Origin of the sequence: Ruegeria sp. A3M17, from assembly GCF_003318255.1 — a bacterium.
Lineage (GTDB): Bacteria > Pseudomonadota > Alphaproteobacteria > Rhodobacterales > Rhodobacteraceae > Ruegeria.
The window spans coordinates 234,646-248,116 of the sequence record NZ_QOCF01000014.1; the positions used below are offsets into that span (position 1 = coordinate 234,646).

The following is a 13,471-nucleotide window of genomic DNA, read 5'->3' on the forward strand; positions in this document are numbered from 1 at the left end:
AGCTTCGCATGCGTAACACTATTGGAAAAGAGGCGTAATTTCCGCAATGTAAACTTGAACCAGAGAGACTGGCCTGTTTTTAGTGCGGTCAACATCGGAATCGGAGAAAAACGTGACACCGGCAGAGATACATTCAATGGCCACGGGGCATATCCCCTCATACGTCACGCAGGCAGACGGCAGCGACTTTTTGCTGACCTTCATGTTTGTTTTTACCGTTTTGGTGATCGTTCTGATCGGGGTTGGCTACTTTACACTGCACTCCATCCCGGAAAAAATCGCGCATGAATCCAACCACCCGCAGTTTCAGCTTGTGGGGATATTGGCGCTGTTGGCTCTGTTTACCCACAATGGTCTGTTCTGGGTGGCGGCCATTCTTGTAGCCGGGTTCCAGTTCCCGGATGTCGCCGCCCCCTTGCGCGCCATTGCCGACGCGATCCGATCCTTGGGGAATCAAGGCAACGACGTTCCTGCCCCCGCGACCCCATCGCAACCTACCGCGCAGCAGGAGCAGTAAGAGATGCTTGAGACACTGATGTGCGCGCTGGTCACCGTGTTGCCGGATTACCTGTTCCGTCGTTACGTACAGGGCAAACGCATAGGCCATGAAATCACATTGTTCACCATGTGGTATGAACTGCGCTGGGGCCTGACCACCTGTGCCATTCTTGCGCTGACGGTGATCACCACGCTGTTCTATTTCCACCCCGCAAGTAAAACAGCGGCGTCCTATTTCCGCACGGTTACGATCCTGCCACAGCTCGGCGGTCGTGTGTCCGAGGTCTATGTCACTAATAACCAGCAGGTCACTGCCGGTCAGCCGATTTTCCGGATCGAAGATTTCACTCAAACCGCACAGGTTGAGGCCGCGCATGCGCAGATCGCACAGGTTCAGGCATCACTGAAAGTGGCGGAGACTGATCTGGCCGAGGCCGACGCAGGGATCGCAGGCGCGCGTGCTGCATTGGATCAATCGCTTGAGGATCTGGAGCGTAACACCACCCTGCGGGACGAAGGCTCCAGCGCCGTGCGATTGGCCGAGATCGACCGGTTGGAAAACCTTGTTGCCGAGCGTGAGGCGCAACTGACCGCATCGCAATCCCGACGTGCCGCCGTGGTGCAACAGATCGAAGAACTGATCCCGGCCCAATTGGCCAGCGCCAACGCCCAGTTGGACGCCACGTTGACCGAGCTGGACAAAACAGTCGTAAGCGCAGGCATAACTGGCCGGGTTGAACAATTCGGTCTGCAGGTGGGCGACTATGTCAGCCCCTTGCTGCGGCCGGCGGGTATTCTGGTTCCATCAAATTCGGGCCATAATCGGTTTCAGGCCGCATTCAACCAGATGGCCGCTCAGGTCATCAAACCTGGCATGATCGGAGAGCTGGGCTGCATGACCAAGCCCTTCACCGTCATCCCGATGGTTGTGGTTGAGGTGCAGGATGTCATCCCGTCCGGTCAGATACGCCCTTCGGATGAGCTGCGCGATGTTCAGACCAACAATAGTCCGGGTTCAATCCTTGTGTATCTGGAGCCTTTGTACAAAGGCATGGCGGACGACATCCCTCCGGGCAGCAATTGCCTGGCGAATGTCTATACCGACAACCACGAACGGCTGGAACATGAGGATCTGGGCTTTTGGCACGCCGCCGCCTTGCATGTGATCGACACAATTGGTGTTGTTCATGCTGCGGGTCTGCGCCTGCGTCTGATCCTGATGCCGGTGAATACGCTGGTGCTGACCGGGCATTGATTTTGACACCATGAATTCGTTGCCGCTTCGGCGGGTCGATCGCCTTTCGAGTTGACGCTCGGGCAATAGGGGATCGAAACGCCCGTAGGCTTGATTGCTCGCGAACGCAGGCTTACGAGGTGCCGGGAAAGAAGGCCTCAGAACCGCCGTTTGCGGCGTTTGCAGCAATGCGCAGAATCCGTACTTTGCAAAGTTCAATGGACGGTCCAAACCCGCCATCCAACGACCAACTTCGACTCGGCGGTGCGGTCCTTCAGGCCGGGCTTTCGCTGCAATCGCAAAATCGGATGCCCGGCAATCCAAAAGTCTGCAGAGACTGTGCCCTTCATGGAATCTGAACTCCAACACAGTGACACAAGCGATCACTTGATATTCTGGTTAGACCGCCGTTTGGGACATTTAGCCAGAGGCTTCGTGCTGGGCAAATGCATCCGAAAATTCAGGATGCCAGCGGGACAGGGCCGGGCGATTGTTTGTGATGTCTCCCAAGGCCCATTCTATGCGTTTGATGTCGCGCTCCGCAGAGACATCGTTATCCGGACAAAGGATATAAAAATCTCCGGCAGACATGCGCTGCACAAGATATTCGACCGCCTGTTCGCTGGTCCAGGCGCTATCAGGCTTCTCGGGCATGAACCGTTGTATCATACCGGTATAGGTGAATCCCGGCACGAAGAGATGCGCAGAGATGGATGCATCTGCTTCACGCAAGTCATGGGTCAGCATCTCTGTCATCACCTTAACCGCAGCTTTGCTGACATTGTATGCCGGGTTACCGGGTGGTGTGGTGATCCCCTGCTTTGAACCGGTGTTGATGACGACAGCAGGGTGGTTTGCCGCTATCATCCGCGGCAGGAAGGCATGGGTGCCGTTCATGACGCCAAAAAGGTTCACCTCCAGCAGTTTGCGCCAGTTTTCCGAATTCTCCCAACTGCCGGTGGGAATTGCGATTCCGGCATTGTTCATCAGGACCGCAACCTCACCAAGCGCAAATACCTGATCTGCCAAATCGCGCACGGCGGTGGCGTCGCCAACATCAATTGGTATCGCCGTCACGCTGACAGATGCACGTGATATCGCATTCAGGTCCGCAGCAGCGGTTTCCAGCGCCTCGCCGGGTAGATCAACGAGCACAACGCCCAACCCATCTTCCATAAACTTCTGTGCTGCTGCCTTTCCGACACCGCTTGCGGCACCGGTAACAACGGCCAAACCACCTTGTTCAATCGCTCTTCTATACATCATCTGAGCCTCCTGTTGTGCTTGGCGCGGTTACGGTGCCATCAAGTCCTTAATGCCGTCTATGAACATCGCATCGTCCTGGGCCTTTCGTCTATCGAGAAGCGTTTCAGCATCCGGGCCAGCTCGGAAACGCAGGCGATTTCCCGTTTCATTGGCTGCTTTCCAAATCACGTCGGCCGCGGCTTCGGGTGCGGACGGTTTTGACGCCAGTTTACCAAACAAGCGATCCATGGCTTCGGCCGTCGGCGTATAGTCCTTAAGGCTGTCGTCCATAGCAAAATCAAACGAACTGCCTCCGAAGTTTGTATTGATCATGCCCGGTTCGACAATACGAACACAGATGCCGAGCGGCTCAAGCTCGTAGTGAAGCGCTTCGGACAAGCCTTCGACGGCGAACTTTGTGCCATGATAAAGTGTGCCAAGCGGGAACGCGATCTGCCCCCCGATGGATGAGATATTGATAATAGTGCCTGCGTGGATTGCGCGCATATGAGGCAAAACGGCTTTTGTGACTTCCAAAAGGCCGATTACATTGGTGTCGAACTGCCGCCGGATGCGATCCATCGGGAACGCCTCAAGCGGGCCGTAGGCACCGTAGCCCGCGTTGTTGAGAAGGACATCGATCTTACCAAAACGGTCAATGCTTTCTGCAACAGATGAAGCAATTGACCCCGCATCTGTTACGTCGAGCCGCGACAGGTGAACATTGTCGAGCTTGCCTAGTTCGGCGCTGCCAGAAGGATCGCGCATTGTGGCGACCACATTCCAACCGTTTGCCTGAAATTGTCTGGCGGTTGCCGCCCCGATGCCAGACGAGGCACCGGTGATCAGAATTGTATTCATGTCATAGCCCTTTTCGACCTGATCGAAACACAATACTTTAAAGGAGCGCGTTAATCTTTCTGAATTATCCATACTTCTTTCACGATCCTCCAGAATTTTTGGTTTTTAGATATAACTGAATATCCGACTGTGGTATCCGTCGCCACATGGCACAGGCAACGAACATGACCAGTCAGACGTTATTGTCACATGTGGCCTCAATCCTGGACGCTGCTGGTGTGAAACGGGGCGCAATTTACGATGAGCACGCCAACACACACTTGTTGCGGCATGAAGTGACAACTAATCTGGATGCAACAGTCTATCGCCCGCTTTTTTGCCTGACCCTGCAAGGCGCGAAGGAAGTTGGAACCAGTGCTAAACTACTCAATGTGCGCGCCGGTCAGTCTCTGATCGTGAGCCATGCCTTGCCGGTTGTTTCTCGGATTACGGAAGCATCGCCTGATCGGCCTTATATCGCGCTGGTCTTTCCGCTAGACCTTGATCTGCTGCGGTCTTTGGCACCCGCCGTGATGCCAACCTTTGATAAAGCTGCGTCAGATCCGTTTTCCATTTTCCGACGCGACATGGATGAAGGCTTGGAAGATACACTGTTGCGATACTTTGTGCAGTGCAAAGAAAAGAACACGCGTCATTTGTTGGCCCCGATCACGGCCCGTGAGATCCATGCCCGACTATTGATCGGACGTCACGCTGATGTCCTTCTAAGGCTTCTTTGGCACGAGAGCGCAGCCAGTCGTATTCACGAGGCGACCCGTGAAATTCAAAGCAACTTGTCGGAGACAATTGTAGTCGGCGATCTGGCACAGCGTATCGGTATGAGTAGCTCCGCTTTCTTCGAACAGTTCAAAGCAATAACCGGGACGTCACCATTGCAATACCAGAAGGACTTACGTTTGCTTCGGGCGCGGGATGCGCTTCGGACTACAAAGGCGAAAGTGTCAGAGATTGCGTTGCGGGTTGGGTATGAAAGTTCGGCGCAGTTTTCCCGAGAATACTCTCGAAAATTCGGCAAATCGCCGCGACAGGACCGCAACATAGCACCTGTCGAGTAAACGCAAAATATTGCAGACCCGACCCCACGCTGACATCCGGCAGCCAACCGAAGCGCAGAGGCCGTAACCCGCTTTTTGGACATTCGCATCTGGTACAAAATCGCGGCGTCAGCGAATTCACGATTTACGGCCGAAGCGGTCAACGGTTGACACAATTCTGGCGGAAAGATTTGTGCAAACCTAATGCAGTTTGAAACAGGTTGCGAGATTGAGGGAAGCCGTAATGCACAGGTTAGTGTTTGTGTTCGTAATGATGGTTTGCGCTTCATCATCTTCGGCGCAATCAGTGGTAGGGTCTTTCGAAAAAGAGGGAGTGAGTATCTCTCTTCTATTCGATGGTCGCTGGGGCGTCGTTGATAAGGGTGAAATTGAATGCGGAGACATGCCACACCTTTATGTTTGCATTGAGCAAGCAACGAAATTCTCGGAAGTAGAAAAACTTGCACCACTAGACGTTGACCTAAGAGGACATGCATTTGCAGATGCGGGTGTCTTTGCCGGGCGAACTTGGGGAGCAAGCTCGGGCAACCATATTGAAATTGCAAGAAGGTTTGCCGGGGAATTGTCTTCAGGATACAAAGTTCCAACTGACCACGTTAGACTACTTTCCACTGAAACTGGCACCGTTGGAAACTCTCTATTTTTTCGTTTCGAATTTCTCAGTGATTTGGAAAATGGGCCGCTTTGGTCAACCATAACGCGGATCAAAAATGGAAGTCGAACCGTGGACGTTGGTACCCATGTTTTCGGTGAGATTTGGACAATAAGCCCTGAGATGCTCGCCGTTCGTAAGGATTTTCACAATCGTCTGATAAAGAACTTACCACAAGGTTGGGTGAATGAGTGAAACGCTATCAAAACGTAAACTAAGACTCGATATCATTGATATGAGGTGACAGATCTGCGGGTTTAGAATTGGCAGCACTGGGCTCGTTGCTGCCAATCGGTGGTGCAGCGATAGCTCTCTATTTTAAGGAATCCTGCCGTTGTTCGCGGCCCCATCCTGCCGTTCTTGCCTTGTGCAACATGTTAGGAACAGGAATGCCCAGTTCGCGAAAATCAATTTAACCTGACCCCATCCGTAGATGCCTGCCCGATCTAGAACGGCCCCGAAAGCCGAAGAAAAATCTCATCTTTACCCGTTTGGCTTCCAACCGGCTCGTTTCATAGCGGCGCCAAGTTCTTCACCGTATTTTGGATTTTCGAACAAACTTTGAAACAATAGATCCACGCGACTGTCGGGCCACTCACGCGAGAGTTTTTCCGAAAGGGATTTTGCTTTGCTTTCGTTCCCCAACATCTGATGTGCCGCCATCAGGTAAGCAACAGAAACAGGGCCGACAGGTCCGCCTTTTTCAGTCACCTGTTCAAAGGCTGAAACTGCGCCTTCGAAATCCTTCAGATGGAATTTTGCAGACCCCATGGCGTTTTGAAACACATAACCCCGGTCCAGAACGACTTTCGACAGCGCCTCTTCACTGATTTCTACAACTTGTTCGAACGAACCCGAATAGAGCAGGATCAACGAGACGAATTCTAACACATGTACGTCGATTGGTGCCAACCGTTGTGCTCTGTAAGAAAACTCCACAGCTTCTGGCCAGTTTCCTTTGGTAAACTCAACCCAGGCCTTTGCGGACTGGCTCCACCCCGATTCAGGTGCCAGTTCAATCGCTCTGCTGGCCTGCGTGTCAGCATAACTCAACATGTCACGGGACAGATCGGTATCTGAAGTTAACAAGGAAATAGTTGATGCAACCTGGGCGGCCCCTGCATGACCTCCAAAATAGCTGTCGTCGCTTTCGATTGCTGCTTTGAATATGGTCAGGGCCGCGTTCAGTCTCGCGAGCTCCAGCGCCGGAAAGATCAGATCGCGACCTGAATTGGCCAGATTTACAGCTTGAAGTCGCATCGGCGAAGCATCGAAAATGGCACCGCGCTCATCGCGGCTCAGGCTGTCGATTGGCAAACTGGCCGGAACCTTTTCCTTCGTCGACACCAAGGCGAATACGGTCGCAAAGCAGACAAGTACGAAAATCCCCGCAATCCCGATGAAAAGGCGAGGCCAAGTACGCGATTTATTTTGGCGTTCACGTAACTTGGTCTGAGACCTCTCGAGCGGCCTGATCGATATTTGCGGTGCATACCCGCCCTTCGGCAAATCGAACACGGTGCCCTCGTCACGGCCATCTTCGACATAATATTCGGCCAGCTTGCGACGCAGGCGACCAGCGTCCACCCGCACCACGTTTTCGCGGCGCGCCATCTCGGCCACTGTCCCACCATAGACATCCATGGCGATGGTCTTGGCGCGAATTTCATCGGCCCGACCGTTGAGCGATTCTTCGACCACATAGACAAGAAAGTCCTGCAATCGCTGTGATCCCGCGAAAGTCGAGGATCTGACAAGCCGCTGAAGTGCGGCCCGCACATCCTTAGTGTCAGGCGCAGCACCCTCATTCAGAGGAGGTGACTTGTCTCTGAATACTTCCATATTTTCAGCGAGTTACATCCATGAGTACACCGTATTATGCCCCTATATACCTATTGTTAAAAGTGAATTCGTCCAACACTCCATTATATCTGCTGATCCATCGAACGAGACATCGAAATTGAAAGGCCTCGAACTTGATACGCTGTTTCCCGACCACCAGGCCGCAATTGCGGACCTACGGCGCGTGGACACTGTGTTCGATGAGATCTGCCGGGACTACCAGCTTCTTAGCGATGAGTATCTCTCGATGAGTACCGAGCCGGGAAGCCAGTCGTACCAGTTTGAATGCGACATCCGCGAAACCTTGGATGGTCTTCGGGATGAAATCGCCCAGTCGCTGCGACGCGCAGGAAAGCTGTAATTCGAAAATGGGGAAGGGATACCAATGAGATCGATATTGAAACAGACCTCGGTTATGGTGCTGATGGCTGGTGCGGGCTTTGCTCAGGATGCGCCTATCATTCATGATGGAGAGTTCCAGTTTCTCCGCGCGCAATTTGGCGAACAATGGGACGCTCAGGATACCGAAATTGAAGCGAAGCTTTCCGATATCCGTGGCGCCAATGGCGGCAAGCCACCAAATATTCTTTACATTCTGATTGACGATGTCAGCTTTGGTCAGATGGGCAACCGAACGATGAACTATGTCACCGGTTTCGACACGCCCAACATCAACGATTTTGCCACTGAAGGTATGTCCTTGATGAGGATGTATACCGAGCCATCCTGCACACCAACACGAACAGCGATGTTAACCGGTCGTCATCCGGCGCGCGCGGGTGTGGAAGAGGTCAAGGTTGCACTGGTCGGTGAAGGTCTTGCGGCTGAAGAAGTCACGATTGCCGAAATCCTGAAGGAAGAAGGGTACAACACAGCGCATGTCGGGAAATGGCATCAAGGCGATATTGAACAATCCTACCCGCACAATCAGGGGTTTGACTGGGCGGCCTTTCCATTGCACCAGCAGGTTCAACTGAGTCTGATGACACGTGACGCAATGGTCGCCAACAACATGCTTGGCTACCATGCGTCGGGTCAGTCCAACCAGTTTCAATTGGACCAGAGGTTCAAACCTTACGGTCTGGTAACTGGCGTTGAAGGTGAAGCCGGTGGTCTTGCCCGCGAAGTCGATATGGCACCGGGCGAGGAATGGACGCAGGCAAAATACGAGGAAATGAACCTGCGCTATCAGCGTCAGGCATTGGAGCAGCTGGAGAATCTGGCTTCGCAGGACGACCCGTTTTTCATGCAGTACTGGCCGCTCTACCCGCTGAACTTTGCCTATCCTGATGAGGCCGTTTCCCGCAATGGCGGCTTCCATGCCGACAAGTTGCAGATCCTGGACGGTTGGATCGGCGAGGTGCTGGCCAAGCTGGATGAAACCGGCAAGGCAGATAATACCATCGTCATGATCATGGCTGACAATGGCTTGATGTATCACTACGAGGGGACATCTGGCCTGAACCAGCTGATTTATCGCGGCGGCAAAACGCAGCACCTGGAAGGTGGCGTGCGTACCGATGCCTTCATCCGGTGGCCTGGCGCAATCGAGCCGGGAAGCGCAGCTGGCGATATTGTGCATGTCTCAGACCTGTTCACTACTTTTGCCCGGATCGCAGGTGCGACCGACCGCATTCCGCGCGACCGTGTAATTGACGGGATCGACCAGACCGCACTGCTGCTTGAAGGCGAAGGAAACTCGCGCCGCGACTACGTCTATGTGTACGAAGGACCGGTCTTGCGCTCGGTGGTCAAGCAGGAGTTTAAAATGCACCTGCCTGCCCCCGGCCAGCCGGGCGCGGCGGCACCTGTTTTTAATGTCTACCGCGACCCGCGTGAAGAACATCCCCTTGTCGGGTACTCCCTATGGTCTGGGGCGTCTTTTCAGGACATGGTCAAGCGCCATCAGAAAACCATTGCCAAACACCCGCATCTGCCACTTGGAAAGGGTGTTCCCTATGAAGGAATCGAGAACCTTCGCCCTGAAAGCGAGCTGACCAGAGAAGTCTTTTCAAGCTGGCAATAACAAATTTGGGACGGTGGTAGCAAAGCCACCGTCCCACCAATCGCACGAATTCTTTTCAGGTACACGATGGCCCGCCATTTCACTATCCAATCATTACTGACGCCCTCGTTGCTGATGGCGGGTATCGCTGCCGGAGCGGAGGAAAATGCGTCAAACCCACTGGCTGCGGTCAACAACACGGACATTCGCTATCAGTATTTTGATCTGGAAGGTGGAGCAGACCGTCAGGATGCTTTCATAGATGGCGCATATATGTTGCGCCCCGATCTGAAGCTGAAATATGAGCTCCACTACAATTCGACAAATTTGACTGGTGCACGGTTCAGCGGGTTTGAAAAAACCAGCTTCAAAATGATCTACTTCCCGTCGCAGAAACCCCTGAATGACACCTGGACCGTCAAATCCGCGCTTGGGTTGGAATGAATCCTTGATTTTGGCGACCCCGATGAAGGCATTGGCACCGGGTCGGATCAGATCGCTCCGTTTGGTGGCTTTGCCTTTGCCAACACAAACACCGGGCTGACGCTGATCCCTTTGGTCCAGCATTTCGCATCGTATAATGGCCCGACCGATGTCAGCCAAACCGCTATGCGCTTGATTGCGCTTCAACTGTTTGGCGATAGGTATTGGGCCAAGGCAGATATCAAAGCGCCCTATGATTGGGAAAACGACGCCTGGCCCGCGACCGCTGAGCTTCAGATTGGCAAAAATCTCAGCCCCGGAATTGCCCTGTATGCAGATGTGCTGATCGGGATCGGTACTGATCGCCCTTATGACCAAGGCGCTGGAATCGGTCTCAGATTCAACTACTAAGTTCCAAGAACCCCAAGGACAAAGCTATGTCTCACCTCTCACCACTCGGTGCAATGACGATTGCGACCGGCCTTCTAACGCTGCCGACACTTGCCTATGCTCAATCTCTGCCTGCACCGGATCAGGACGAAACTGGCTGGCGTCATGGTGCCGTGTTCTATCTGTTCACACCCTTAAGAACCACAGGGACATCGACGGTGGCTGGACAATCCGCTGACCTGGATCTGGATCTCGGTGACGTGCTGGACGTGCTCGATTTCGCAGCGGCCGGACGGTATGAGGCATGGAATGGGGATTTTGGAATAATCGTCGACGCGAACTACGTTGGCATCGAACAAGATACCTCGCTGCCTGGCCCTTTGGGTTCCGATCTTAATGTCGATGTGCACCAAAAATGGTTTGGTATTCTAGGAGCTTACCGCATTGTAGAATCTGTGTACGGTGCCGATGGTCTGCGCTATACGATCGATCTCCAGGGTGGCGCTAGATACAACTCCATTTGTCAGGAAATCGACGTAACCACACCGGGTCCGGGAAATCCGCCCGTTTTGGGTGGTGATCAGAATTGGATCGAGTCCGTAATCGGCGCGCGCGGTATGTGGCGTCTGAATGAGCAATGGACCGGGATTGCTTCTTTGGAGTTTGGCGGTTTCGGCGCCGGTGGGAATGACCTTCAGATCGGTGTGAATATCGGATTCGATTACCAACCCTCGGAGAAAACGGCACTCACATTTGGATACCGCTATTTCAGTGTCGACTACAGCGACACGCTAAGTTCCGGTGAATTCGCATATGACGTCGACCAACATGGCCCAAACTTTGGCATTAAATACTTCTTCTAGGTGTATGGGTGCTGCTCGTCAGCTCACCAAAGGTATGTTGGCTGTTCGGTGATCACGACTAAAAAAAGCATCATCCAGCCAGAACATTGGCCAAGCGTTCAACCAACGCTCGTTGTACAACTGCAAACCTTGGCGTGTTTGCTATCTCGTCCAACGTCGCGACCCAGAGCGGAACCTCGAGTTCGGGGATCACGTCATGCGACCTGTGAAGTCGAGGATCCGCGTCGCCAAAAAATGAAGGCAAGATCGTTTTGCCGACTCCCGAAGCGGCCATCTGCTGTAGCACCAAAAAGCTATCTGCACCGTTGGTCATTTCGTCGGCACTCACATTTTCTGCCAGCCATTTAGCAGGGAGTGAACGGCTTAACGCCCCATCAAGCCTCATCCACTTGCGATTGGGGGAACCATCGTCAAAGACTCCGAATGACAGCATTCCTGCCTGTTGCCCAATTAACCCTTCACCCAGCTTTACCGATGGGCGCACAGCAATGTCCGCAGTCAGCCGGGATAGATCATGGTGGCTGTTTCCGCTCAACAAAGTCAGTTTCAAGCCCGGGTAAAGATGTGAGATCTCGTTTAGTATTGTTGGGAGAACAATCTGACAAAGACTATCTGTGGATGTCATGCGTACGTGGCCCACAGGGGATCGATTTGCACCGACAATGGCCCGCTCCACCGAAAGTACCGCGTCTTCGACACTTTCCATAGCCGATAAGATAGCACCGGCTTCAGGGAGAACGGAATATCCTGATGGGCCCTTCTGAAAAACCATGCAGCCATTTTGCTCTTCAAATGCAGCAACTCTACGAAGGACCGTGGCATGCGTGACACCCAATGCCGCGGCAGCTGCATTCAATGAACCGTGTTTGCTTACGGCAAGCGCGTAGCGAATGTTATCCCAATTCTCGTTGTTCATATATTAACAAGTGACGACGAATAACAAACAATTACAATAAATTTCGTTCAAGCTAACATTCGGCTTAGTGAACAGGGAGGCACATCATGATGAAGAAGTTCTCAATCTTCGCGGCAGGTCTATTGTCAGTTGTCGCTATTGGCGCAGCCATCGCCCATGAAAGCGAAAACCCGGCTGTGAAAGCTCGGACCTCGATCATGCAGCTCTATGCATTCAATCTTGGTACGCTTGGCGGCATGGCCAAAGGAGAGACGGAATACGATGCAGAGGCGGCAACACGGGCCGCGAATAACCTGGTCGTTCTAACGCAGATTGATCAATCTGCAATGTGGCTGGCTGGATCAGATAACGTATCTGACCCTTCCACACGTGCTCTGCCCGCAATCTGGGAAAACTTCCCGGACGTAGCTGCTAAGGGGCAGGCCATGGCTGACGCCGCTGTTGCGATGCAGGCTGCGGCAGGACAAGATGTTGAAGCCCTGAAGGGGGCAATGGGTAATCTGGGTGGAGCTTGCTCGGCATGTCACAAAGCTTACAGAGCACCGAAAGACTGACTGGTAGATAGTTGTGCAGCGGCTTTTCCTCTTCGCTGCTGTCTCTGCACTTTTGGTTGGATTGGCTGGGTTGTTTCTGACCCGGCCAAAAAGCGTCGACCAGGCTATTTTGCATGGGGTCTCTTCTGATCTAACGAGAGGCGAAATCGTTTTCTATGCAGCTGGATGTGCCTCTTGCCACTCTGCGCCGGATGCCGTTGGGGAGGAAAAGCTCACACTCGCCGGCGGTCGTCGGTTCGAGACGAATTTCGGCACCTTCATTGCCCCAAATATATCCAGTGATCCGGCAGCCGGTATTGGTTCGTGGTCCACGTTGGAACTGGCCAATGCCCTGATCCATGGGACCGGACCCAAAGGGCAACACTATTACCCGGCGTTTCCATATACGACCTACGCCAACATGACCGCAGAGGATATTGTATCGCTCCATGCATTCCTCGGCACGCTTCCTGCGGTTGCGACCGAAAGCAAAGCGCATGAAGTTGTTTTCCCCTTTAGCGTTAGGCGGGGGTTGGGTGGGTGGAAGCTGTTGTTCATGGCGCCAGGTTGGGTGGTAGAAGGCGATTTGACCGATCAACAAATTCGAGGCCGATACTTGGTGGAAGCGCTTGGACACTGCGCTGAATGCCATACGCCACGAAACGGTTTGGGTGGTTTGAAACGGGATATTTGGCTGACAGGTGCGCCAAATCCCAATGGAAAAGGGCGTATACCAGGCCTGACATCTGACCAGCTTGATTGGTCCGAGGCTGACATTGCAGAGTATTTGAAATCTGGTTTCACACCGGATTATGACAGCGCTGGTGGCGAGATGGTTGAGGTAATCGAGAATACATCTCAACTCACAGATGACGACCGTTTGGCAATTGCGGCCTATCTCAAAGTCGTTCCCGGACAATCGACTGAGCTTCTATCAGAGTAACAGCCGTTTGA

The 13,471-nt window shown here is 53.2% G+C and carries 15 protein-coding genes; 11 read left to right on the forward strand and 4 right to left on the reverse strand.

Annotation, left to right across the window (positions count from 1 at the left end):
* Positions 1 to 112 precede the first annotated feature (112 nt).
* Both DS906_RS08560 and DS906_RS08565 read left to right on the forward strand, forming a co-directional pair.
* Positions 113 to 517, forward strand: coding sequence for a hypothetical protein (locus DS906_RS08560; RefSeq protein ID WP_369934389.1), 405 nt, complete (start codon positions 113 to 115; stop codon positions 515 to 517).
* Positions 518 to 520: 3 nt separating this feature from the next.
* Positions 521 to 1,753, forward strand: a complete 1,233-nt coding sequence (locus DS906_RS08565; RefSeq protein ID WP_113789773.1) for an HlyD family secretion protein — start codon at positions 521 to 523, stop codon at positions 1,751 to 1,753.
* Positions 1,754 to 2,152: 399 nt separating this feature from the next.
* On the opposite strand, the gene DS906_RS08570 is transcribed toward DS906_RS08565, so the two are convergent.
* Together DS906_RS08570 and DS906_RS08575 are read right to left on the reverse strand one after the other, a co-directional pair.
* On the reverse strand, positions 2,153 to 2,998 hold the full coding sequence (locus tag DS906_RS08570) for an SDR family oxidoreductase (protein ID WP_233494732.1): 846 nt from the start codon (positions 2,996 to 2,998) through the stop codon (positions 2,153 to 2,155).
* Between the two features lie 27 nt (positions 2,999 to 3,025).
* Positions 3,026 to 3,838: an SDR family oxidoreductase gene (locus DS906_RS08575; protein WP_113790026.1), complete on the reverse strand. Its 813-nt coding sequence runs from the start codon at positions 3,836 to 3,838 to the stop codon at positions 3,026 to 3,028.
* A 146-nt stretch (positions 3,839 to 3,984) separates the two neighbouring features.
* On the opposite strand from DS906_RS08575, the gene DS906_RS08580 reads away from it, so the two are divergent.
* Together DS906_RS08580 and DS906_RS22050 are read left to right on the forward strand one after the other, a co-directional pair.
* Positions 3,985 to 4,893, forward strand: coding sequence for an AraC family transcriptional regulator (locus DS906_RS08580; protein WP_233494733.1), 909 nt, complete (start codon positions 3,985 to 3,987; stop codon positions 4,891 to 4,893).
* 235 nt (positions 4,894 to 5,128) lie between these two features.
* Positions 5,129 to 5,740: a hypothetical protein gene (locus DS906_RS22050; RefSeq protein ID WP_147235215.1), complete on the forward strand. Its 612-nt coding sequence runs from the start codon at positions 5,129 to 5,131 to the stop codon at positions 5,738 to 5,740.
* Between the two features lie 288 nt (positions 5,741 to 6,028).
* Here the strand turns inward: DS906_RS22050 and DS906_RS08590 are convergent, their stop codons facing one another.
* The gene (locus tag DS906_RS08590; protein WP_147235217.1) at positions 6,029 to 7,267 is read right to left on the reverse strand and encodes an adenylate cyclase; all 1,239 of its coding nucleotides are present in this window, start codon (positions 7,265 to 7,267) and stop codon (positions 6,029 to 6,031) included.
* A 238-nt stretch (positions 7,268 to 7,505) separates the two neighbouring features.
* Between DS906_RS08590 and DS906_RS08595 the strand changes: the two genes are divergently transcribed.
* From DS906_RS08595 to DS906_RS08615, 5 genes are all read left to right on the forward strand, one after another.
* Complete coding sequence (locus DS906_RS08595; protein WP_113789776.1) at positions 7,506 to 7,748, forward strand: hypothetical protein; 243 nt, start codon at positions 7,506 to 7,508, stop codon at positions 7,746 to 7,748.
* 24 nt (positions 7,749 to 7,772) lie between these two features.
* Positions 7,773 to 9,413 carry a sulfatase-like hydrolase/transferase gene (locus tag DS906_RS08600; RefSeq protein ID WP_113789777.1) on the forward strand — a complete coding sequence of 547 codons (1,641 nt, stop codon included), beginning with the start codon at positions 7,773 to 7,775 and terminating at the stop codon, positions 9,411 to 9,413.
* 114 nt (positions 9,414 to 9,527) lie between these two features.
* Complete coding sequence (locus tag DS906_RS08605) at positions 9,528 to 9,836, forward strand: hypothetical protein (RefSeq protein ID WP_147235219.1); 309 nt, start codon at positions 9,528 to 9,530, stop codon at positions 9,834 to 9,836.
* A gap of 111 nt (positions 9,837 to 9,947) precedes the next feature.
* Positions 9,948 to 10,226 (forward strand): hypothetical protein, encoded by a 279-nt coding sequence (locus DS906_RS08610; RefSeq protein ID WP_147235221.1) that lies wholly within the window; start codon positions 9,948 to 9,950, stop codon positions 10,224 to 10,226.
* A 26-nt stretch (positions 10,227 to 10,252) separates the two neighbouring features.
* Complete coding sequence (locus DS906_RS08615) at positions 10,253 to 11,068, forward strand: hypothetical protein (protein ID WP_147235223.1); 816 nt, start codon at positions 10,253 to 10,255, stop codon at positions 11,066 to 11,068.
* Between the two features lie 70 nt (positions 11,069 to 11,138).
* Here the strand turns inward: DS906_RS08615 and DS906_RS08620 are convergent, their stop codons facing one another.
* Positions 11,139 to 11,984, reverse strand: coding sequence for a LysR family transcriptional regulator (locus DS906_RS08620; RefSeq protein ID WP_113789781.1), 846 nt, complete (start codon positions 11,982 to 11,984; stop codon positions 11,139 to 11,141).
* An 86-nt stretch (positions 11,985 to 12,070) separates the two neighbouring features.
* Between DS906_RS08620 and DS906_RS08625 the strand changes: the two genes are divergently transcribed.
* Both DS906_RS08625 and DS906_RS08630 read left to right on the forward strand, forming a co-directional pair.
* Positions 12,071 to 12,538, forward strand: coding sequence for a cytochrome c (locus tag DS906_RS08625; RefSeq protein ID WP_113789782.1), 468 nt, complete (start codon positions 12,071 to 12,073; stop codon positions 12,536 to 12,538).
* 13 nt (positions 12,539 to 12,551) lie between these two features.
* The gene (locus DS906_RS08630; protein WP_113789783.1) at positions 12,552 to 13,460 is read left to right on the forward strand and encodes a cytochrome c; all 909 of its coding nucleotides are present in this window, start codon (positions 12,552 to 12,554) and stop codon (positions 13,458 to 13,460) included.
* Positions 13,461 to 13,471 lie beyond the last annotated feature (11 nt).